General features: G+C 37.5%; 20 protein-coding genes. 10 read left to right on the forward strand and 10 right to left on the reverse strand.

Annotated features, from left to right (window positions below):
- Positions 1 to 53 precede the first annotated feature (53 nt).
- The 7 genes from clpP to RM541_RS07740 all read right to left on the reverse strand — a co-directional run bounded on the left by clpP (position 54) and on the right by RM541_RS07740 (position 7,175).
- Positions 54 to 731, reverse strand: a complete 678-nt coding sequence (clpP, locus tag RM541_RS07710; protein WP_311499643.1) for an ATP-dependent Clp endopeptidase proteolytic subunit ClpP — start codon at positions 729 to 731, stop codon at positions 54 to 56.
- Positions 732 to 899: 168 nt separating this feature from the next.
- Positions 900 to 2,222, reverse strand: coding sequence for a trigger factor (gene tig / locus RM541_RS07715; protein ID WP_311499644.1), 1,323 nt, complete (start codon positions 2,220 to 2,222; stop codon positions 900 to 902).
- Between the two features lie 86 nt (positions 2,223 to 2,308).
- Positions 2,309 to 2,650: a phage holin family protein gene (locus tag RM541_RS07720; protein ID WP_311495980.1), complete on the reverse strand. Its 342-nt coding sequence runs from the start codon at positions 2,648 to 2,650 to the stop codon at positions 2,309 to 2,311.
- A gap of 81 nt (positions 2,651 to 2,731) precedes the next feature.
- Complete coding sequence (locus RM541_RS07725) at positions 2,732 to 4,306, reverse strand: SGNH/GDSL hydrolase family protein (RefSeq protein ID WP_311499645.1); 1,575 nt, start codon at positions 4,304 to 4,306, stop codon at positions 2,732 to 2,734.
- 11 nt (positions 4,307 to 4,317) lie between these two features.
- The gene (locus RM541_RS07730; protein ID WP_311499646.1) at positions 4,318 to 5,577 is read right to left on the reverse strand and encodes an OmpP1/FadL family transporter; all 1,260 of its coding nucleotides are present in this window, start codon (positions 5,575 to 5,577) and stop codon (positions 4,318 to 4,320) included.
- Between the two features lie 118 nt (positions 5,578 to 5,695).
- Positions 5,696 to 6,460, reverse strand: a complete 765-nt coding sequence (locus RM541_RS07735; RefSeq protein WP_311499647.1) for an alpha/beta fold hydrolase — start codon at positions 6,458 to 6,460, stop codon at positions 5,696 to 5,698.
- 1 nt (position 6,461) lies between these two features.
- Positions 6,462 to 7,175 carry a pyridoxine 5'-phosphate synthase gene (locus tag RM541_RS07740; RefSeq protein ID WP_311499648.1) on the reverse strand — a complete coding sequence of 238 codons (714 nt, stop codon included), beginning with the start codon at positions 7,173 to 7,175 and terminating at the stop codon, positions 6,462 to 6,464.
- A gap of 88 nt (positions 7,176 to 7,263) precedes the next feature.
- Between RM541_RS07740 and RM541_RS07745 the strand changes: the two genes are divergently transcribed.
- The 8 genes from RM541_RS07745 (at position 7,264) to murI (ending at position 15,286) form a co-directional block, all read left to right on the forward strand.
- The gene (locus RM541_RS07745; RefSeq protein ID WP_311499649.1) at positions 7,264 to 7,920 is read left to right on the forward strand and encodes a CBS domain-containing protein; all 657 of its coding nucleotides are present in this window, start codon (positions 7,264 to 7,266) and stop codon (positions 7,918 to 7,920) included.
- A gap of 48 nt (positions 7,921 to 7,968) precedes the next feature.
- The gene (locus RM541_RS07750) at positions 7,969 to 8,853 is read left to right on the forward strand and encodes an NAD kinase (protein ID WP_311499650.1); all 885 of its coding nucleotides are present in this window, start codon (positions 7,969 to 7,971) and stop codon (positions 8,851 to 8,853) included.
- 100 nt (positions 8,854 to 8,953) lie between these two features.
- Positions 8,954 to 9,655 carry a type IX secretion system protein PorG gene (gene porG, locus RM541_RS07755; RefSeq protein WP_311499651.1) on the forward strand — a complete coding sequence of 234 codons (702 nt, stop codon included), beginning with the start codon at positions 8,954 to 8,956 and terminating at the stop codon, positions 9,653 to 9,655.
- Between the two features lies 1 nt (position 9,656).
- On the forward strand, positions 9,657 to 10,397 hold the full coding sequence (uppS, locus tag RM541_RS07760) for an undecaprenyl pyrophosphate synthase (protein WP_311499652.1): 741 nt from the start codon (positions 9,657 to 9,659) through the stop codon (positions 10,395 to 10,397).
- A complete protein-coding gene (locus tag RM541_RS07765) occupies positions 10,330 to 13,044 on the forward strand; it encodes a BamA/OMP85 family outer membrane protein (protein WP_311499653.1) in 2,715 nt (904 codons plus the stop codon). Before uppS ends, RM541_RS07765 begins: the two co-directional genes overlap by 68 nt.
- Positions 13,045 to 13,075: 31 nt before the next feature.
- Positions 13,076 to 13,882, forward strand: coding sequence for an OmpH family outer membrane protein (locus tag RM541_RS07770; RefSeq protein WP_311499654.1), 807 nt, complete (start codon positions 13,076 to 13,078; stop codon positions 13,880 to 13,882).
- 39 nt (positions 13,883 to 13,921) lie between these two features.
- Positions 13,922 to 14,431 carry an OmpH/Skp family outer membrane protein gene (locus tag RM541_RS07775; RefSeq protein WP_311495991.1) on the forward strand — a complete coding sequence of 170 codons (510 nt, stop codon included), beginning with the start codon at positions 13,922 to 13,924 and terminating at the stop codon, positions 14,429 to 14,431.
- Positions 14,432 to 14,497: 66 nt separating this feature from the next.
- Positions 14,498 to 15,286 carry a glutamate racemase gene (gene murI / locus RM541_RS07780; protein ID WP_311499655.1) on the forward strand — a complete coding sequence of 263 codons (789 nt, stop codon included), beginning with the start codon at positions 14,498 to 14,500 and terminating at the stop codon, positions 15,284 to 15,286.
- On the opposite strand, the gene RM541_RS07785 is transcribed toward murI, so the two are convergent.
- On the reverse strand, positions 15,283 to 16,338 hold the full coding sequence (locus tag RM541_RS07785; protein ID WP_311499656.1) for a PorP/SprF family type IX secretion system membrane protein: 1,056 nt from the start codon (positions 16,336 to 16,338) through the stop codon (positions 15,283 to 15,285). The genes murI and RM541_RS07785 overlap by 4 nt on opposite strands.
- A gap of 61 nt (positions 16,339 to 16,399) precedes the next feature.
- Between RM541_RS07785 and RM541_RS07790 the strand changes: the two genes are divergently transcribed.
- Positions 16,400 to 17,317 carry a NifU family protein gene (locus tag RM541_RS07790; protein WP_311499657.1) on the forward strand — a complete coding sequence of 306 codons (918 nt, stop codon included), beginning with the start codon at positions 16,400 to 16,402 and terminating at the stop codon, positions 17,315 to 17,317.
- Between the two features lie 20 nt (positions 17,318 to 17,337).
- Here RM541_RS07790 and RM541_RS07795 read toward each other — a convergent pair whose 3' ends face one another.
- Positions 17,338 to 19,605, reverse strand: a complete 2,268-nt coding sequence (locus RM541_RS07795; RefSeq protein WP_311499658.1) for an inorganic phosphate transporter — start codon at positions 19,603 to 19,605, stop codon at positions 17,338 to 17,340.
- A 300-nt stretch (positions 19,606 to 19,905) separates the two neighbouring features.
- On the opposite strand from RM541_RS07795, the gene RM541_RS07800 reads away from it, so the two are divergent.
- A complete protein-coding gene (locus tag RM541_RS07800) occupies positions 19,906 to 20,781 on the forward strand; it encodes a mechanosensitive ion channel family protein (protein ID WP_311499785.1) in 876 nt (291 codons plus the stop codon).
- Positions 20,782 to 20,804: 23 nt separating this feature from the next.
- Here RM541_RS07800 and tsaB read toward each other — a convergent pair whose 3' ends face one another.
- Positions 20,805 to 21,464 (reverse strand): tRNA (adenosine(37)-N6)-threonylcarbamoyltransferase complex dimerization subunit type 1 TsaB, encoded by a 660-nt coding sequence (gene tsaB, locus RM541_RS07805; protein ID WP_311499659.1) that lies wholly within the window; start codon positions 21,462 to 21,464, stop codon positions 20,805 to 20,807.
- Positions 21,465 to 21,469 lie beyond the last annotated feature (5 nt).

Below are 21,469 nucleotides of genomic sequence, written 5' to 3' on the forward strand. Positions count from 1 at the left end.
CCAATTAATACTTCAGGTTTCATATAATATAAAAAATGATTCCTGAATTCCAATTATGCGTCTCTTTTTAATATTTCATCGATCATACCGTACTCTTTAGCTTTATCTGCTTTCATCCAGTAATCACGGTCACTATCCTCATGTACCTTTTCATAATCCTGACCGGTATGCTTGGAGATAATTTTGTACAATTCTTCCTTCAAAGTGATGATTTCCCTCGCAGTAATTTCAATATCACTAGCCTGCCCCTGTGCTCCACCTAAAGGCTGATGAATCATCACCCTGGAATGTGGAAGTCCACTTCTTTTGCCTTTTTCGCCGGCACAAAGCAAAACAGCACCCATAGAAGCTGCCATTCCTGTACATATTGTCGCGACATCTGGTTTTATAAACTGCATGGTATCGTAAATCCCAAGACCTGCATATACACTACCTCCCGGGGAGTTAATATAAATCTGAATGTCCTTTGAAGCATCTGTACTTTCAAGAAAAAGTAACTGCGCCTGGATGATATTGGCAATCTGGTCGCTTATACCCGTACCCATAAAAATAATCCGATCCATCATTAAACGTGAAAAAACGTCCATCGCAACAGCATTCATCTGGCGTTCCTCTATAATGTTAGGAGTCATTCCCACCGGTGTTACCGCGCTCACCAATTTATCGTAGTAATTACTATTGATCCCGTGATGTTTAGTAGCGTATTTTTCGAATTCTTTTCCGTAGTCCATCAATTTTTGTTTTTATTTTTCTGCTTTATGACAGTCAAAAATTCAGCCAATTAAACTTTTAAGTCAAATTGGCTTTTTTCGTATCCAAAGCGGATAATTTTTACTAAAAAAGGTGTTAGACCGATTCGGTTTAACACCTTAAAGATAAGTATAAATTATAGAAAAAGCTTATTCATAAATTTCTTTCACAAATTCTTCGTAGGTCACCTCTTTCTCATTGAAACTCATATTTTCCTTATAAAATTCCAATAGTTTTTCATTCATCACCTGCTCAGACAAACGTTTAGCTTCATCCTGATTAGACAAAATTCTTGCAGCAATATCGTCCAGTTCCTTTTCTGAAGGATCCATCTGACCAAATTGAGCCATCTGAACTTTAATTTTATCAATTGCAAAAGCTTTCAGATCTTCAAAGTTAATTTCAAGATCATTTTCTTTCATGACTTTACCTTCGATTAACTGATAACGAAGCCCTTTCTCACTCTTTTCGTATTCTTCTGCAGCTTCCTCCTCTGTCATTGGCTCCTCACCTACAGTCCGGATCCATTTCTGAAGGAAATCTTTTGGAAGATCAAACTTAGTATTCTCTATTAAAGCTTCAGTTACATCATTCATTAACTGCTGATCGCTTTGTTGCTGAAACTGCTTTGCAGCATCTTCTTTTATTTTCTCTTTAAGGTCTGTCACAGTTTTTACCTCATCCTTACCAAAAAGTTTATCAAATAATTCCTGGTCAAGATCTGCAAGCTCCTGTTTATTAACTTCAGAAACGGTAAACTCTACATCAATATTTAAATCGTGCGCTTTATCATGCTCAATCTTAAGATGTTGAATTAAATCATGATCATCTTCAAAAAGATCTTTTGTGTTCAAGCTGAAAGTATCACCTGCTTTAGCTCCAATAAATTTTTCAAGATTTTCCTTTCCTTTTATTTTCTCTAGTTCTACAGAAGTTGAATTCTCAATCCCTTCCTCTTCATTCTTAAAAGTACCGGCTACGATATCACCTTCTTCAGCCTTATCTTTAGAAACAAGTTTTCCATATTGCTTCTGCATATTTTTGATCTGGCTATCAACCATCTCCTCATCGGCTACAATCTTGTAGTGAGTGATAGGTTCTTTAACATCAAGATCTACGTTAAACTCCGGAGAAAGCCCAAGTTCAAACTCAAAGGTGTAATTATCTTTATCCCAGTCAAAATTTTCCTGTTCTTTAGGGAGTGGATTCCCAAGCACATCAAGCTTCTCCTCTTTAAGGTAGTTGTTCAATCCTTCCTGAAGTAGTTTATTCACTTCGTCTACCAAAACGGCTTTACCATATTGCTTCTTCACCATTCCCATAGGCACATGACCTTTCCTGAATCCTGGTATATTGGCGTTTTTGCGATAATCTTTTAAAATTTTATCTACTTTTCCCGAATAGTCCTCTTTTGCGATATCTACTTTTACAATCGCATTTAGTTCATCAATATTCTCTCTGGTAATATTCATCTTGACTTGTTATAAAAATTGGAGTGCAAAATTACACTTTTTTCGTAAGCCATCAAAGTTTCAATTTACTGAATTTCAGCAGGGTTCTAATCTGAATCTAAAATGGAAAATAAGAGCGATTGGAAAAATGATAGTAACAAACTGAAAATTATGGCCATTAACAATCCATCTACCACAAAACCGCCTACAAAGGCATCTGCCAAAAGAATAATTATTGCATTAATAATTAAAAGAAATAAGCCAAAGGTAATTATGGTAACAGGCAACGTAAACAATACAAGAATTGGTTTAACAATAAGGTTAAGAATTGCCAAAACAAGGGCCACAATAACTGCGGTAATATAGTTGTCTACACTAACGCGGGGCAGTAATTCAGCTAAAATAAAAACTGCTATTGCCGACAGGAGGATGCGTATAATAAATTTCATATAAATAATATTTGCTAACAAATGTGCAAAAAAAAACGCCGGAGTAAATTCCGGCGCTAAAGTTTTATGTGAACTTTAATATTATTGGATATCGTTACTTAATGTAACCGTTCCATAGTTCCCTGGATTTACCTTGGGAACTTCAGAATTATAAGTTGCATTAATTTCATTAATTATTTCATTAGCAATAATTGCATAACCTCTTGGTGTTAGATGGACGCCGTCCAGAGAGAAAGCCCCACCCGTAACAAATTCTGCAGTAATTGTGCCGGCATCAAAAGGAATTCCTTCGTTTGCCAATCGTGTCAAGGTTGCATTTGCATCTACCAGGCCAAGACCGTTAGCCTCTGCAAGTGCCGCAATGGTTTCGTTATATCTTTGAGTTGCCGCAGCAATCATTTCCTGCTCACTTGTGGTTAATACATGCTGATCCCCAAGAGGAACAGAAACACCATTTACCATCATAGGGTCTCCTCCCACGGTAGTACCAAGAAAACCGGAAGAGGTTAACGGGATAAGATCCCCAACAGTCGCCTGTCTTAATTGCCCTAACAAGCCTGCAGTTTGCGCGTCAAGATTAAAAGGAGCTCCCTGGATTATCTGGCTTATATCGGTTAAACTCTCATCTCTAAGTGTCACAAAATTTTGTCCTTCAGTAAAATTAATCCTTCTTGCCTGCACTTCTTCCGCAGATAATAAGCCAAGCCCCATAAGTCCCGGAAGAATCTGATCATTGTACGCAGCAAACTGTGCATTTAAAGCAGTCGCAGTTTGTGAATCCAATGGAATGGCGTTGACGGGAACAGTAGTAAAATAAGGTACAGAAGCAACATCAGGAATATTGATTAAAACTCCGCCAGATGCTGAAGTGGCTAAAGCCTGAACCATCTGCCCATACACCGCTGCAAACGCATTGGGATCTGTAATATCGTTATCACCGTAATTACTAAAATATTCCTGGGGATTGGCACCAGTAAATGTTCCCGTTTGATCCACACCTACTCCTCCCAAAGTAGCAAAAGCTAAAACATCGTTGTTACCTATCCAAAGGGAGAAAAAAGTAGGCTCCTGGGCCAGGGCATCTTCTAAAACCGTTGCTGTAGGAGTAGAAGCAAATCTTACAAAATATGGATTGGCTGTCGCAGGCTGAGTTGTAAGACCGCTGAAATCTCCATATCCCGGAAAAGCCAGATGATAACTTTTAGCCCCCGGAACACCCATATTGTTAAAGGCACCTTCTAACTTAGTACTAACATCTGTTGTTGGTTGGCTTCCGCGGTATCTCCTAGGGCTCGGATTGCTTCCATCTGCATCAAAAGAAAGAACGAATCTTGTATCAAAGCCGGGAATAGTCTGACCAGCCAAGACCAGCCCACCTGCATTATCGTTTACCAAAGGCTGTCTAAATTCTTCAATATCCTGTACCATAGCAAATTGTTGCGCCAGAATATTGGGATAAGAATTCTGCTGTCCGGTGATATAAAGAGAACCATCTGCATATCCCGCTGTCAATGAATTCCCCAGTGCCACATAATTAGAGAAGTCCGCTTCTCCATTGCTATAAAAACCTTCTTCTTCTACGGGATTCTCAAATTCCGGTTCACAGGAAACAATACCCAAAGCCAGAACTGCTATATAATTAAAATAATTTTTCATTGCGATTCCTATTAAATTTTGATTGTTAATCCAAGTCCAGGTACAAAAGCACTGGATTTAAAAGTTCCTCCAAAAGGAACTTCTACTTCCTGTTCCCCTTCACCTTCAGTATAATGATCATAAGTTTCATCAATTTCATTAAACCTGCTGTAAAGGAAAGATGCATCTATTGCAAAACGATCATTAATATTTATTGAAAGTCCTCCTGTAAAATTATTAGAATCATTACGGGGAGTTTCAGGAGCAAAGTAACCGGACTGTACCGGGGATTCATCAAAATAATAACCCGCGCGAAGCGTGAAAGTCTCATTTGCCAAATATTGAAGTCCGAACCTGTAAATGGACGCATTTTTATAATTCCTTAGATTTTCTGAATCAGGAATAGTTGTGTTTGCAAAATCAATATCTAAAGAATTATAGACATCCCAGTAATTTCTATTATAATCTACTGCTACCGTCCATTTGTCAAACTGGTACGAAGCACCTACAGTAAGTTCTGCAGGTAAAGGCAGAGCAGCATCAAATTGAGTGTCCACAAAAGGAGTTCGAGGCGAATTTGGAATATTCTGAAAATCTGCATCTCCTCCTTCAGCTTCCATTATTATTTCTGAACGATAATTTACCCCAAACCGGAGATTCTCAGTAGGACTATACATCCCTCCAAGAGACCATCCCCATGCGCTAACACCAGAAGCATCAACAGTAACGTTTGCCCTGTTTCCTTCAACATCAGTCAGGGTTCTATTCAGGTTCCTGTTGAAATTAACTGAACCATTTACGTAAATGGGACCACCACCAATACTTAACTTCTCTGAAATTTTAACAGATGCTAACGGTTGAATATAAATCGCCTGCAAGTCAATGTTATTAACTAAATGAGAACCAGCCCAATCATCAGGCCACTCTACAGAACTTCCATAAGGAGTATAGGCGCTTAAACCTAATGTTAACCAATCATTTGCCCTATATGAAAAATAAGCATAGAAAGGAGTTCCCACCGGACTATCAGTCTCGGCCATCTGCCCAAATTCTTCGTTTTGCCAGATTACATTAGAAAATACAGCACTTGCCCCAACGGCAACATTAATTTTGTTCTCCAGATATACCAATCCAGCAGGATTAAAAAAGGCAAGCTCTGCATTGTTTACCATAGCTACCCCTGTATGTCCCATCGCGAGAGAACGCTGTCCCTGAAGGCTCACCCGATACCCACCTGCATAGATAGCGGCAGAAGTTAGCCCGCATAAAACGAGCAAAAATATTTTTTTCATAAATTACTAATAGTTAAATTCAATATTGTTTAGCATAATGACGCTAAATATTAGAATAAAATAAAAATTAAACAACCAATGTAGTAATTTTATTATGCACACATAACATATTTAACATTCACTCGAGAAAATCCATTAAAGCCTTCAGGAAATCTTTTCTCTTTTCTGAATGAACCCAATGACCGGCACCGGGTATCGTCACAAGTTCTGCTTTGCTAAATTGCTCTTTAATTGCTTTCCAATCTTCTTCTTTAATATATCTGGAATTCCCTCCTTTAATAAAAAGTGTCGGCTTATCGTAAGTATATTGTACAGGAAGTGCAGCTCCCAAATCCTCTATATTCTCTTTTAAAACTTTCAAATTAAGCTTTAAAGCAAGTTTTTCTTTAGTTTCCCAGTAAAGATTTTTAAGCAGGAATAGGCGCGTTGGTTTATCTGGAACAAACTCTTCTAAAAAGTCTTCAGCATCTCCTCTAGAAGTTATTGTAGCTTCATCTAAAGCTGTTAAACCATCCAAAATTTCCTGGTGGTGAGGTGCGTAATATTTTGGTGCAATGTCTACCACTATTAATTTCTCTACTAATTCAGAATTCATGAAAGCCGTTAACATTGCGGTTTTACCTCCCATGGAATGGCCAAGAAGAATAATTCTCTCCAGGTTCTTCTCTTTGCAATAATCTTGAATATCTTCAGCAAGAAGATTATAATTAAAGTCATCACTATGCGGACTTTTTCCGTGGTTACGCTGATCTATAAGATGAACCTCATATCCTTTTTCTGAAATAGAATTTCCCAGCGTTTTCCAGTTATCACTCATTCCCAGGAATCCATGCAAAATTAGGAAAGGTGTACCTTCTCCAAGTATAGTTGAATGTAATTTCATCTTATTTCAACAGTTTTAAATAGTTTTGTATCGTTTTTTCCAGACCCCTATATAAAGATTCTGCAATAAGGGCATGACCAATGGAAACTTCTTCTAAGTGAGGGACTTTCTCCTTAAAATAGCCGATGTTTTCCAAAGAAAGATCGTGACCTGCATTTATTTCCAATCCCAAATCATGGGCAATTTTAGCACATTTAGTATACGGGCCCACATCTTCTTTTAGTCCATTTGCATAGGATACTGCATAAGCTTCCGTATATAATTCAATTCTATCTGCTCCTGTCTCCGCTGCCGCCTTAACCATTACAGGATCGGGATCTACAAACACAGAAGTTCTGATATTATTTTCTTTAAAAACTGATATTACTTCCTTTAAATAAGTTTTATTTTTTACAGTGTCCCATCCCGCATTAGAAGTAATAGCATCTTCTTTATCTGGCACTAGCGTCACCTGCGCTGGTTTTACCTGCAACACAAGATTGACAAATTTAGTAATAGGATTTCCTTCTATATTAAATTCTGTAGTAAGGACACGGCTTAGATCAAGAACATCCTGATAAGTAATATGCCGCTCATCAGGTCTTGGGTGCACAGTTATGCCCTCTGCTCCAAAAGATTCTATGTCTAGCGCTACCTGAACGACATTGGGTATATTTCCGCCGCGGGCATTTCGCAGAGTAGCTATTTTATTAATATTTACACTTAATTTGGTCATGTTTTCCACTTTATATAACAAAAATACAAAGTTGCCCCTGCTTCATTGAATATTATTTTGATTAATTTGCAGAAAAAGGAGCAAGGTTATGAGCATGGAGGAATACATATTAAATGACGTAAAAATTCTCAAACTATCTGACAGGATTGGAGAAACGCAGGATTTATTTAACAATCTAACCTATACACATCTGCCGGTAGAAAAAAGCGGAACCTACATTGGATGTATTTCAGAAAATGATATCCGCTGCTTTGATGCAGAAAAGACTCTGGAGGATTATCAATATGCTTTGGAAGGTTTTTTTGTAAGGGAAAATGGTTATTGGCTGGATATACTTGAATCTTTTGCTCAAAATGATACCAATTTGCTTCCGGTATTAGATGAAGGCAATATATATCAGGGCTATTTCGAAGTAAACGATATGATAGGTCTTTTTAATGAGACACCTTTTTTAAATGAATCGGGAAACATTCTTGTAGTTGAAAAAAGTTTTAAAGATTATTCGATTAGCGAAGTAAGCCAGATAGTGGAGACCAATAATGGGCATATTTTAGGTGCCTTTGTTTCCAAAATAGAAAATGATGTTGCCCAAATCACCATTAAGACCAGCCCAACAGCCATGACTGCTATTATCCAGGCTTTTAGACGTTACGGCTACAATATAATTTCTGAACACCAGGAAGATACTTTTAAAAAGAATATGAAAGACAGGTCTAAATATCTGGATAAGTACCTCAACATCTAAATTATCCTACTTCTGAAAAGCAGGAATTCTTTTTTAATACTTATATGAATGAAAATAGGGATTTACGGACAATTTTATCACACGAATGCAGGAAAATACATCGGACAGTTACTGGAACTGCTCGACAGGGAAAATGTTGAAGTTATAATAGAAGAAAATTTTCTTGATTTAATTAACCAGAATAAGACAATCAACAAAGAATACAACCACTTCAGGACTTTTGAAGAACTGGATAATTCTTACGACCTTTTTTTCTGTATTGGAGGAGATGGAACTATTTTGAAATCCATTAATTACATACGTGATCTGGATATCCCAATTTTAGGAATTAACACCGGCAGGCTTGGTTTTTTAGCGACAATTCAAAAAGAGGAGATAAAAGCTACTATTCATAATATTCTTCAGAAAAATTACAGCATTTCAGAAAGAACCGTCCTTAAAATATCTACAAATCCTGAAAGTCCTGATGTTGTTTTTAAACATGTAGCCCTGAACGAAATTGCTGTTAGCCGAAGGAACACCACCTCTATGATTACAGTAGATACCTGGCTGGATGACCAGTACCTTACTTCTTACTGGGCAGATGGAGTTATAATCTCTACTCCCACAGGATCAACAGGATACTCCCTAAGTTGTGGAGGACCCGTTATCACGCCAAATGTAAATTCCCTGATTATCACCCCTATTGCACCTCACAATCTTAATGCCCGACCTTTAGTGATTACAGATAATACAAAAATTCGACTCAGGGTTTCCGGGAGGGAAAGCTCTTACCTTGTTTCTATGGATTCCCGAATTGCCACTCTGGAAAACAACACAGAAATTACTATAGAAAAGGCTCCCTTTGTCATTAAAATTGTAGAATTGCACGGCGACAGTTTTTTAAAAACACTCCGAAAGAAGCTGCTTTGGGGAGAAGATAAGCGCAACTAGGCAATAAAAGTTTTGCAAATCTGTTTATAACTGTGTACAAAAATGCTCAAATTATTGTGGAGCAAACATAATTGTTATATTTGCAGACTTTTAAAAACCTATGAAGCACCTACTTGCTTTTGCCATTTTGGTTATATACACCACGCTTTCCTACTCCCAAACCATTGAAGTAGGGCCTTTTATTGGTGGAGCCAATTACATTGGAGATGTAGGCAAATCTAACTTTATTTATCCAAACACATTAGCAGCTGGAGCGATAGCCAAATGGAATAGAAGTCCACGGCATGCTTTTCGCCTGTCCCTACTTTATGCAGAAATTGCTGCAGATGATGCGGAATCTAACGAGACAAGAAGACAGCAGCGAGGATATTCCTTCAACAATACTGTTGCTGAAGCTTCTTTGGGGGTCGAATTCAACTTCTGGAGTTATGATTTACATGAAGGTGTCCCTCAAAGTACACCTTACCTTTATACAGGACTAACCTTTTTTAGAGCAGATCATGTCTACCTGCGTAATGGAAGAGATGGAAACCTGGAAAATGAAGGAACAAATTGGGAATTTGCAATCCCGATGGTCCTGGGATATAAAGAAACTATTACAGAACATATTATTGGAGGTCTGGAAATAGGCGCCCGATATACCTTCTCTGACAATCTGGATGGTAGCTGGCCTTCTGAACTATTAGGGAGAAGGGATCCACCTATTGAGTTTGGAAACAGAAATACCTCAGACTGGTATGTATTTACTGGGATAACCCTTACTTTTACCTTCGGAAGAAAACCATGCTATAGCCGCTTTTAATATGATTTTTAGAGACGAAATAAACCTTAACAAACTACCTGTGCATATTGCGGTTATTATGGACGGCAACGGACGGTGGGCTCAGAAAAAAGGCTACTTAAGAGCTGCAGGGCACGAAGAAGGAACTACTGCTGTAAGAGACGTGGTAGAAGGATGTGCTGAAATTGGAGTAGATTACCTTACCCTCTATGCTTTTTCTACTGAAAACTGGAACCGGCCAAAACTTGAAGTGGATTTACTTATGAAGCTATTGGTTTCTTCCCTTAAAAAGGAAATTAAGACTCTACAGGATAACAATATACAGTTAAAGGCAATCGGGAACATTGATACCCTTCCTAAAAAGGCACGCCGGGAACTTTTAGAAGTTATTGAGAAAACCAGCTCTAATAAAAGGATGGTTCTTACCCTTGCATTAAGCTATGGTTCCAGGGAAGAATTGACTAATTGCATTAAAAGTATAAGCAAAATGGTCAAAAGTAACGATTTATCTATTGATAGTATTGACGAATCGATTATAAATAAGCATCTTTACACCCACAATTTACCGGACGTAGACCTTTTAATCAGGACCAGCGGCGAGCAGCGAATAAGTAATTTCCTGCTATGGCAGATTGCATACGCCGAATTATATTTTACAAAAATTTTATGGCCGGATTTTAGAAAAGAAGATCTTTTTGAAGCCATTTACAATTATCAAAACAGAGAACGAAGATTTGGAAAAATTAGTGAGCAACTCGATTAATGCATTCACAACAGGGAGACTTTTAGCACTCTTAGCATTCATATTTACCTTTAGTACATCCACACAAGCTCAGGATCTCCCTCTTGCCAACGGAGAAAAGTATATTATTGGAGACATTAAAGTTACCGGTACGGTGAGCTTTAATGAGCAAACAGTAATCGCCTACACCGGTTTAAAAGAGGGTGAAGAGATCTACATTCCCGGAGAACGTTTAAGTAAGATTGTTCAAAAACTTTGGGACATCGGTAGTTTTAGTGACATCAATTTTTACATTACTAATGTAGAAGGGAACGTGGCAGATTTGGAACTAGAAATTCAGGAAGTACCTCAGCTCGCCCAGGCACGAATTCAGGGAGTAAAAAAGAAAAGAGAAAAAGAGGAGCTGATTGAGGAAAACAGCTTAACACCCGGAACAAAGGTTACTGAAAACCTTATCACCACTACAAAGAACTATATTGAAAATAAATACAAAAAAGAAGGTTACTTTAACACCAAAGTAGCTATAAATACAATTCCTGTAGAAGATACTGCCACCTCTCAAGCCAACCGTGTAAACATGGTTGTAAATGTGGACCGGGGAGATCGTGTCAAGATTGAAGACATTGAGTTTATTGGAAACGAAGTCTTTTCCGACGCCAAGCTAAGGCGAAACATGAAAAATACAAAAGAGAAAAATATCTTCCGCTTCTGGAAAAGATCAAAATTTGTTCGCAGTGACTATCAGGAAGACAAAGTTGCCGTGGTGGATAAATACAAAGAAAACGGCTTTAGAAATGCAAGGATTGTTTCTGATTCACTAGTCCGCATAGATGATGAAACAATCGCGCTTCAACTAAAAATTGAGGAAGGTGACCGCTACTATATTGGAGAAATAGATTTTGTTGGAAACAGTGTGTATACAGATGAACAACTTTCAAGAGTCTTCGGGATTCAGAAAGGAGATGTCTATAATGGCGTATTATTGGATAAAAGAATAGCAGATAACACCAAACCCGACGCACAGGATCTAACCAATCTGTACCAGAACAACGGATATCTTTTTTCTAATATTAACCTGGTGGAAACCAGTGTTGAAAATGACACCATAGATTTTGAAGTGAGAATTTCCGAAGGAAAAGAAGCCTACTTCAATAAAATTCGAGTAACAGGGAACGACAGAACAAAAGACAATGTTATTTATAGAGAACTTTTAACCAAGCCGGGACAAAAATATAGCAAAGCCAACATAATGGGTACGCTACGTGAATTGGGACAACTTGGTTTCTTTGATGCTGAACAATTAACCCCAAATCTCATAGACCCTAATCCGAACACAGGGACTTTGGATCTGGAATATTCTGTTGTAGAATCAGGAGCCAGCCAAATCGAGCTACAGGGAGGTTATGGTGGTGGAGGTTTCATTGGAACGTTAGGTCTCTCTTTTAACAATTTCTCTCTTGGAAACATCTTCGATAAAGAAGCTTATAAACCAGTACCAATGGGTGACGGGCAAAGCCTCTCCCTTAGAGCCCAGGCGAGTACTTTTTATCAAACATATAGTCTTTCTTTTCGTGAGCCGTGGTTGGGAGGTGTAAAGCCGGTAAGTTTTTCTACATCTTTTAGTTATACTCGGCAATTTTTATTTGATCGTTTTAGTACTAGTGGATCAAACGTAGATAGAAGCAGAAGCTTTGATATTCTTGGTGTAAGCGTTGGTTTAGCAAAACGATTAAGTGTTCCAGACAGGTTTATGACCGTTTCTCATGCCGTAGGTTTCCAGAGATACGACCTTAACAATTATAACACCGGTCTCTTTACATTTGGTGATGGATATTCGAACAATCTTACTTATACATTTGGATTAACAAGGGATAACACCTACACCAACCCCGTATTTCCGGTTGGAGGATCGCAGTTTAGATTAACAGCAAAATTCACCCCACCATATTCTCTATGGAATGGAGTAGATTATGCAAATCTTGGCGAGCAGGAGGAATTTCAGTTAAAAGATGCAGAGGGTAATTTCATTGGTGCAAACGGGCAGAGAGTAACACCAGCAAATGCGATTCCAGACCAAAGAAAAGTAGACCAGGAAAAATTCAAGTGGCTGGAATTTTATAAGGTTAAATTTAACGGTACATGGTATACGACTTTAGCCAATTTTGGAACCAATAAAAATCTTGTTTTACGAACAAATGCTGAATATGGTTTCCTTGGAGCTTATAATAATGAAAGAGGAATTCCACCCTTCGAGCGTTTCTACCTTGGCGGTGATGGTTTAGGTGCATATAGCCTCGACGGAAGGGAAACCATACAGCTCAGAGGTTATGAAAATCAGTCTGTAGTTCCCTTGGATAGACCAACAGGAACAAGAGATGATGGAGCCACCATTTACAACAAATACTCATTAGAGATGCGTTTTCCAATCACCCTGAAACAATCGGCATCTATATATGCCCTGACTTTCCTTGAAGGAGGTGCTTCTTATGACAATTTTCGGGATTTTAACCCGTTCCAGTTAAACAGATCCGCCGGGGCCGGTATCCGGATATTTATGCCAATGTTTGGTTTATTGGGAATTGATTTCGGGTATGGGTTTGACCAGGTTGTGGGTGAACAGGGACCGCATGGTTGGGAGACACATTTTATTCTTAACCAGCAGTTTTAAATTTGGCACGGTATTTTCTATATTCAAAAATATGAAAGGTAGAATTTTCGGTTTGACATTATTAACTATTTTTTCCGGGTTGGGTTTACAGGCACAAAAAACCTTCCGGATTGGTTATGTTGACATGGAATATATTCTGCAAAATGTTCCTCAATATCAGGAAGCTTCGTCTCAACTAGACGCAAAGGTTCAGGAATGGAAATCTGAAATTGAAGAAAAGAAACGGGAAATTGACGAAATGAAATCCAGGCTCAATAATCAAAGAGCTCTTCTTACGAGGGAATTGATAGAAGAAAGAGAAGAAGAAATAGCATATCAGGAAGAGCAGGCATTGGATTACCAGCAAAAAAGATTTGGTCCTAATGGAGATTATTTAATACAGAAAAAACAACTTGTACGACCAATTCAGGACCAGGTTTTTACAGCTGTTAGAGAAATTTCAGAAAACAGAAACTTAGACATGGTTTTTGACAGGACTGCAGATACTGGAATGTTATATGCTGCAGAGGAGCATGATATTAGCGATCAGGTTCTCAGAAGTATAAACCGGGCGGCAAACAGAAGACAAATTGATTCACGGCAGGATCGGCGGGAACTGGAAACAGCAGAAGAAAGAACTGTAGAAGAGGATAAGAAAATTGCTGAACAGGCAAAGGTAAAAGAGAATAAACAGGATGCAAGAGAAGCTATTCTGGCTGAGAGACAACGACAGAGAGATTCTATCAAAGCTGCCAAACAGAAGGAACTCGAAGAAAGACGTGCCAGAATAATTGAAGAACGTCAGCGAAGGATGGATTCAATAAGAGAATTAAGGCGACAAAAAGATACAATTAATTAACTTTAAACTTTAAATACTTTAACACTAATAATGATTAAAATGAAACAATTCAGAACACTTTTTATAGCTTTAGCATTGACCCTTGGAGCTACAGCTTTTACAAACGCACAATCAAAAGTTGCTCACATCGCAACACAGGAACTGGTAGAAACGATGCCGGCCTATAGCAGTGCAATGACACAACTGGAAAAGCTGGAAAAAACTTACGATGCCGAAATTAATGATATGTTGACAGAAGCTCAAAGCACTATGCAACGCTACCAGGCTGAAGTTGAAACAGTAACTGATGAAGAGAATCAAAAGCGTTCTCAAGAAATGCAGATGACTCAAAGGAGAATTCAGGAACATAGCCAAAAAGCAAGGCAGGAACTGCAAAAGAAACAAAATGAACTCATCGCGCCGGTAATAGAAAAAGCACGTGTTGCTATTCAAAAGGTAGCCAGAGCTAAAGGTTATGACTATGTCCTTGACTCCACTACAGGAACAGGGGTAATACTTGCTGACGGATACAATCTTATGCCAGATGTAAAAAAGGAGTTGGGAATGTAATTCTTTTCTTTAATAATAAAATGAAAAACTGCGCAGTAATCCTGCGCAGTTTTTATTTTTGTACTCATGAGCTCTAAACCGATTGGCATTTTTGATTCTGGAGTAGGTGGCACTTCCATCTGGAAAGAAATACACAGTTTACTGCCGTTCGAAAAAACCATTTATCTGGCAGATAGCAAGAATGCTCCATATGGAAAAAAACCTGTGAGAGATATTATAGAACTCAGCAAAAAAAATACAGATAAGCTACTCTCCATGGGGTGTAAGATAATTGTAGTAGCCTGTAATACCGCCACCACTAATGCTATAAATGAATTAAGATCCCTCTATTCCATTCCATTTATAGGCATAGAGCCTGCCATTAAACCGGCTGCCCTTAAATCCCAAACTAAGGCAATAGGGATTCTCGCTACTAAAGGAACCCTTAGTAGCGCTCTTTTCTCTAAAACTTCAGAATTATATACTCAGAGTATTAAGGTAATTGAAGTAGAAGGTAATGGGTTAGTAGAACTTATTGAAAGTGGAAAAAAAGATTCTCTCGAAATAATCAGCTTATTAAAGCAGCTTTTACAACCCATGTTACTTCAAGAAATAGATTATCTGGTTTTAGGTTGTAGTCATTATCCTTACCTCATCCCTACTTTAAAAAAAATCCTTCCTGAGGATGTGCAAATCATTGATTCCGGTGAAGCTGTTGCGAGGCAAACAAAGAGTGTTTTAACACAACGAGACCTCTTAAACACCTCTACTTTATTCGCAAGGCCGGAATTTTTAAGCAACAAAAATCCCATGATTTTGGCCGACCTAATTAATGCAGAAAAAAATGGATTTTCTGTTTCTTATTCAGACTTTTAATAGTTTACCGCAGGGCATTTGCAGTCATAACGTTTCCTGCTTTTACCAAAGTTATATCCAAGGGTAATCTGATGAAAGCCATTGTTGCTTAATACCAGAGAATTCAGTTGATAGGTAAAAATATAACCTACCAGAAAATTCCTATAATTCACACCCACAAAAGGTGTAATATAGCTTAAATATTGACTCCTTAATTCTTCTCCCTCCCCGGAATATTCGGCTCCTTCAAAAGTATTTCTATAAGACACACCACCCCAAACCTGACCAAAATCAACCTCTCTGTATGCCTTGAGGTTAAGGTCTATAGCTTTTTCATTAGTGGCTTCCCGCAACTGAAATAAAATGGAAGGCTCCAGACTAAATGAATCTGTAACATCTTCAAAAACATATCCTGCTGAAACAAAATATTTTCTTTGATTGCTAGGAACTGCATCTGAATAGAACAAATCCCTTTTAACAGATAACATATTCTTTGCAGCAAAATGACTATAAAAGTTCCTGTAGTAATACGAAACTCCAAAATCCATATTCGCGTAAATATCTGATAAATTCCCTTCAAGAGCAGGATCAAACTCTGTGAACCTGCTTTGATCAAGCCTGTGCTGAATTATTCCCCCACTTATCCCAAATGATAGTTGATTAAGATCTGCATTACTTCTTGAGAACATTAAGTGGTAAGCAAAAGTTCCATAGGCTCCACTCTTAGAAAAATTGCCATTAGAATCATTAAACAATATTCCTCCAAGTCCAACCTTTTCCCCTACTCTACCATTAACGCTTAAAGTTTGTAAGCTTGGTGCATCCTCTACGTCAAACCATTGTTTCCTCGCCGTTAATCTAATCTGGTTCATATTAGCTGCACCAGCCATAGAAGGATGTAATAAAAAAAGATTGTCGGTGAGATAATCTGAGTAGGTTGGAATTACCTCCTGAGCCTTTACTTGAAGAGTAAATAAAAATAGAATAAATATAAGTTTTCCTATTCTGCCCCCTCCGTTAAAAGAGAAAAACCAGACTAACAGCCGGTGTTGTAATAAAGTGTAAGTCCCCATAAGTGCAGTAAATATATAGATTAGATGACTTTTCTTTAGTACTTTTGTAATAAAATTTGATATGGACAACTTCAAAATAAATATTCAGCATACCAATAAGCCAGGAATTGTAAAATTTGAGACAAATAAGTTTCTCACACAGCATGAAAGTTTCGAATTTAAAAACATAGATGAAGCCTCTGCCTCACCTCTGGCCCAGCAATTATTTTATCTACCTTTTGTAAAAACAGTATATATTGCTCAAAATTTTGTTGCTCTCGAGAAATATGATATTGTCGACTGGAAAGATGTAGAGGAGGAAGTAGCTGGACAAATTGAAGACTACCTGAATTCCGGAAGCCTCATAGTCAAGAAGAAAGAGGAACAGTCAAAAAATATTCCGGTTACCATTTATGCAGAAAGCACCCCGAACCCCGCTGTTATGAAATTTGTTGCCAATAAAAAACTTGTAATTAATGCGGCTGAGTTTAAAAATATTGACGACGCAAAAGACGCTCCTCTAGCGCAAAAGCTTTTTCATTTTCCCTTCGTAAAGGAAATTTTCATTGATGAAAATTACGTTTCAATTAATAAATATGAAGTTGCTGAATGGAATGACATTACGGTAGAAATAAGGGAATTCATTACTGGTTTTCTTCAGGAAGGAAATGAAGTGATCACTGCTGAAGCTGCTAAGGTTCAGCAACAAGAAGAAAAAAATAATTCTGAAGAAACAAAAGTTGAATTAAATAACTTAGATGATACTGCCAAACAGGTGATAGCCATTTTAGATGAATACATTAAACCTGCAGTAGCTAGTGATGGAGGAAATATCCTGTTTGAATCCTATGACGCAGATACAAAGACAGTAAAAGTGATTTTACAGGGAGCTTGTAGTGGTTGTCCCTCTTCCACAATGACTTTAAAGAATGGCATAGAAACCATGCTCAGGGACATGTTGAGAGATAAAGTAGATACTGTAGAAGCCATTAACGGATAACGTTATGGCTTCTTACGGATTTACAGTGTGGTTTTGGCTTCTTTATAAAACTCCTGAAAGAGCTGTAACAAACTCATCGTAGAACTTACAAGATCTTTTGTTTCAAGCAGCAGTCCGAAATATAACTTTGAATTTTTAGGACTTGTTTCCGACGTCCGAATTCTATCTATCTGTTTTTGAATCAGGTCAGAAACAGAATCCAGAAGCTCCTGCTTTTCTGAAAGAACCCGCTCTATATCTCCAAATTCGTGATTATCAAAGAGGTTCTTGATATCATCAAAAAGCACCTGCATTTTTTCATCAATCTTTTTCAGATCTCTTATTTGATTAAACTTTAAGTTTTTATGGTTATTATGAACATGATTATAGCTATTACGTGTAATAAAACTTATAGACTGCACCATATCCTGCAAATAGTCCAGAATTAATATGTAAAATTTACTTGCCTCTACAGAATCTTCATCCAGAGATTTTATAAAATAAAATATATTACCTTTCAATTCATCAACTTCTTTCTCCAGCTTTTTAAGTGCTTTATTGTTCTTTTTAAGTTTACCCAAATCATGGTACCCGAGATTATCAACGGTTTTAGTGTACATTTTATTAACTCCGCCAATGACACTCGATATATTCTCTGAAGTTTCTGAAGTTATTTCATTTATAGTAATTATATCTGCCCGGTTGTAACGCTTTCTATTTTCTTCTTCTTTAGATTTTTTTGAATGCATAATAGTACTCCGAACCACCAGGGCTGCAGCAATAATGATCAACAAAGCAAGAGCAATAGTTCCGCCATAAAATATGATAGCTGCGAAGATTGCTGCTGCAGTAAAAGCAACCAGCGCGGTCACAAACCAGCCTCCTATAACGTTTAAAACTCCAGCCACTCTATATACAGCACTTTCACGATCCCATGCACGATCTGATAAAGAAGTACCCATTGCAACCATAAAGGTTACATATGTAGTCGATAATGGTAATTTCAGACTGGTCCCTATGGATATTAAAACACTCGCTACGACCAGGTTTACAGAGGCCCTCACCATATCAAACGCAGGAGCATTTATCCTTTTACTTCTAATATGAGAAGATGTAGGTTTATTAAATTTGTCATCTATCCGCCTTTTTAGAGGCGATGGAAGAACTACAGAAACTGCATTTCCGAAAAGCACCGAATATCTCACAATACTGCGAGAGAGAAAATTAGGCTCGAAACGCTCAACTCCTTCTCCCTGTCTCGCCAAATTTACACCGGTATCTACCACCGAACGCGCTTTTTTAGAAAACCATATTGTAATGACCATAACCGCTCCGGCGAGAACTAAAAGAAATTCAGGAGTGGCAACTTCTCCAGTTAGTCCTGTCATTAGTAATTCTGAAGGTAAAACTCCTGAGGACTGATATGCAGATTGCCATATCTCAAATGATTGCCATGCTGCTATAGGCACCCCAATAAAATTTACCAGGTCATTTCCTGCAAAAGCAAGTGCAAGCGCAAAAGTGCCTATTACAATGATAATTCTGAGAATATTCAGTTTCAAAACACTCATTATAAATTGTGAGAGCAGCGTAAAAAAAACAAATCCTCCAATTATGATAGTAAGTGTATTAGAATTAATGAATTCCAAGGTACCATCAGAAATAAAAGAAACACTTTTTAATCCTTTAATAAGAATAAAAAATAAAATTGCTGTTAAAGATACTCCCCCAAAGAGCGCTCCTACGTATTTTATCTTCTTCTCATATTGAAACGAAAAGATTAGTCGTGAAACGTATTGTATAACTGCACCCACTATAAAAGCGATAAAAACAGCCAGGAATATTCCAAAAATAATTTCTGTCGCTTTGGAGGTATTGATATAAGAGGTCAATTCACTAAGATCACCTGTATCTGCATAAATTTTAATAACTGCCATACAAACTGCAGCACCTAATAATTCAAACACAATAGAAACAGTAGTTGAAGTTGGAAGGCCTAAAGAATTGAAAAAATCCAGAAGTAGAACATCTGTGATCATCACTGCCATAAAGATGATCATTATCTCCTCAAAATAAAATTGACCAGGCATAAAAATTCCTTTTCTGGCTACTTCCATTAACCCACTGGAAAAAATAGCACCAACGGCAACTCCAAGACTTGCAACTATGAGTATTGTTCTCATGGAAACTGCTTTGGAACCTATCGCAGAATTCAGAAAATTTATGGCATCGTTACTTACTCCAACCACTAAATCTGTAACAGCCAGAGCTAGCAGCACTACTAACATCACAATATAAACATCCTCCATATAACTGAATTTCAACCAGCAAATGTGAAACTTTTTTATTGAAAAGCTCACCTGCAAAGGTTATTAAAAGTTTAACAATATGCGCCCACCTATTCCATACCTAAAGAATAGGCAATCTATTAACTACTAAAACTAATTATTGTGGCTGTTTTAAAAGTAATAGAAGAAATGGCAAATAAATATCACAATATAACGTGCGTCGATAATTCTACGTGAGTGATGAAACGTTTTAACAAAATTTAAACATTTATAATTCCGTTTTCTTTGGGTAAAATATCAATTTGCACAAAATTTTAAATGATGGAGCAAATTCAGGATTGGGAAATGTATGCTAAAGAATACACCCAAAAATTCATAGATTTTTTACCAGACCTATTGGCGGCAATTTTTATGCTGCTGGTTGGATTGTGGATCATTCGGATTGTTGTAAAATACATCCGAAAAATTGCTGATTCCAGAGGATACGATCCTGCTCTCGAAAATTTTATTGTAAGCCTTATCAATTGGGGGTTGAAAATTTTATTGTTTGTAGTAGTCATTTCCCAGTTGGGAATTGAAACCACTTCCCTTGTTGCTGCTATAGGTGCCGCCGGACTGGCTATTGGTCTTGCCTTACAGGGTTCTTTATCCAATTTTGCAGGCGGAGTACTTATTATAATGCTGAAACCATTTAAAATTGGGGACTGGATTGAAGCCCAGGGTGTTTCGGGAAGTGTGGTAGAAATTTCCCTTTTCTATACTAAACTCAATACTTTTGGAAATCAAAGGGTAGTGATACCCAATGGCGAGCTTAGCAACGATAATATAACTAATTATAGCCATAATGAAACAAGAAGAGAGAATTTAACCTTCGGAATTTCCTATGACAATGATATAAAGAAAGCTAAAGAAGTTCTTCAAAACCTGGTAAACGAACAAAAAGATATTGTTGAAGATCCGGCTCCGCAAATTTTAGTAGGAGAACTTGGAGACAATTCTGTTAATCTACTGGTTAGATACTTTGCCCCCAACAGCGTTTTCTGGGATCTGCACTGGTACATGATAGAAGAAGGTAAGATACGGTTGGAGGCAGCCGGAATGACGATTCCTTATCCGCAACGTGATGTTTACATTTACGATCAAACAAAAATGAACGGAACAGTTGAAAAAGAATCTAAACCCACGATAGAATCATAGAAATAGAAAATACTTTCATTCTATTAACCGGCTATAAAGTCTTTTAAGTAATAAGGTTCAAAATAAGCGACATCTTCCATGTCGCTTATTTTAAATTTGTTATTTGCTAAAGAAGTAATTTCCCTAGCCGAGGGTAATTTGGAATCTATAAAAAACGCATTAGGATGAGCACATATCTTCTGAAATTTCTCCACTCCGTTACCAATAAAATATACCTTCTGGTTTTCGAGGTATGACCGGTAAGAATCCTCGTCTAATATTTCTGCCTTTGTTCCCCTTAACTGCTCATAATTTTTATTAAAAACTGCAGAATAAACTTCCATTCTTCTTGCATCTAACAAAGGAATAATTAACCCATCGTCTGTTTTAACCTGATGTGCGAGCGAAGTTAACGTAGGAACAGAAATAAGAGGAATGTCCAGTGAAAAGCATAATCCTTTTGCAGCAGATACACCTATCCTTAAACCAGTATATGAGCCTGGTCCTTTACTAATAGCTACAGCATCAATATCTTTGTTCTCTAACCCGTTTTCTTTAAGAATTTCCTCGATAAATACATGCAACTTTTCTGCATGCGAGTACTTATCACTATTATCTTCCTTTAATGCCAGGACTACTCCTTCTTTAGCTATAGCTACAGAGCAGTTTGTTGTGGCGGTTTCAATACAGAGTATAATTGCCAATGTTG

It is taken from the genome of Autumnicola psychrophila (assembly GCF_031846645.1).
Classification (GTDB): domain Bacteria; phylum Bacteroidota; class Bacteroidia; order Flavobacteriales; family Flavobacteriaceae; genus Autumnicola; species Autumnicola psychrophila.

Excerpts from the sequence above, each read along its gene's own strand:
- RM541_RS07785 (WP_311499656.1), bottom strand. The coding sequence starts at position 16,338 with ATGGGGACTTACACTTTATTACAACACCGGCTGTTAGTCTGGTTTTTC.
- RM541_RS07750 (WP_311499650.1), top strand. The coding sequence starts at position 7,969 with ATGAAAATAGGGATTTACGGACAATTTTATCACACGAATGCAGGAAAA.
- RM541_RS07730 (WP_311499646.1), bottom strand. The coding sequence starts at position 5,577 with ATGAAAAAAATATTTTTGCTCGTTTTATGCGGGCTAACTTCTGCCGCT.
- RM541_RS07775 (WP_311495991.1), top strand. The coding sequence starts at position 13,922 with ATGAAACAATTCAGAACACTTTTTATAGCTTTAGCATTGACCCTTGGA.
- RM541_RS07735 (WP_311499647.1), bottom strand. The coding sequence starts at position 6,460 with ATGAAATTACATTCAACTATACTTGGAGAAGGTACACCTTTCCTAATT.
- RM541_RS07720 (WP_311495980.1), bottom strand. The coding sequence starts at position 2,650 with ATGAAATTTATTATACGCATCCTCCTGTCGGCAATAGCAGTTTTTATT.
- RM541_RS07790 (WP_311499657.1), top strand. The coding sequence starts at position 16,400 with ATGGACAACTTCAAAATAAATATTCAGCATACCAATAAGCCAGGAATT.
- RM541_RS07745 (WP_311499649.1), top strand. The coding sequence starts at position 7,264 with ATGAGCATGGAGGAATACATATTAAATGACGTAAAAATTCTCAAACTA.
- RM541_RS07740 (WP_311499648.1), bottom strand. The coding sequence starts at position 7,175 with ATGACCAAATTAAGTGTAAATATTAATAAAATAGCTACTCTGCGAAAT.
- RM541_RS07770 (WP_311499654.1), top strand. The coding sequence starts at position 13,076 with ATGAAAGGTAGAATTTTCGGTTTGACATTATTAACTATTTTTTCCGGG.
- clpP (WP_311499643.1), bottom strand. The coding sequence starts at position 731 with ATGGACTACGGAAAAGAATTCGAAAAATACGCTACTAAACATCACGGG.
- uppS (WP_311499652.1), top strand. The coding sequence starts at position 9,657 with ATGATTTTTAGAGACGAAATAAACCTTAACAAACTACCTGTGCATATT.
- porG (WP_311499651.1), top strand. The coding sequence starts at position 8,954 with ATGAAGCACCTACTTGCTTTTGCCATTTTGGTTATATACACCACGCTT.
- tig (WP_311499644.1), bottom strand. The coding sequence starts at position 2,222 with ATGAATATTACCAGAGAGAATATTGATGAACTAAATGCGATTGTAAAA.
- RM541_RS07800 (WP_311499785.1), top strand. The coding sequence starts at position 19,906 with ATGGAGCAAATTCAGGATTGGGAAATGTATGCTAAAGAATACACCCAA.
- RM541_RS07725 (WP_311499645.1), bottom strand. The coding sequence starts at position 4,306 with ATGAAAAATTATTTTAATTATATAGCAGTTCTGGCTTTGGGTATTGTT.
- murI (WP_311499655.1), top strand. The coding sequence starts at position 14,498 with ATGAGCTCTAAACCGATTGGCATTTTTGATTCTGGAGTAGGTGGCACT.
- RM541_RS07795 (WP_311499658.1), bottom strand. The coding sequence starts at position 19,605 with ATGGAGGATGTTTATATTGTGATGTTAGTAGTGCTGCTAGCTCTGGCT.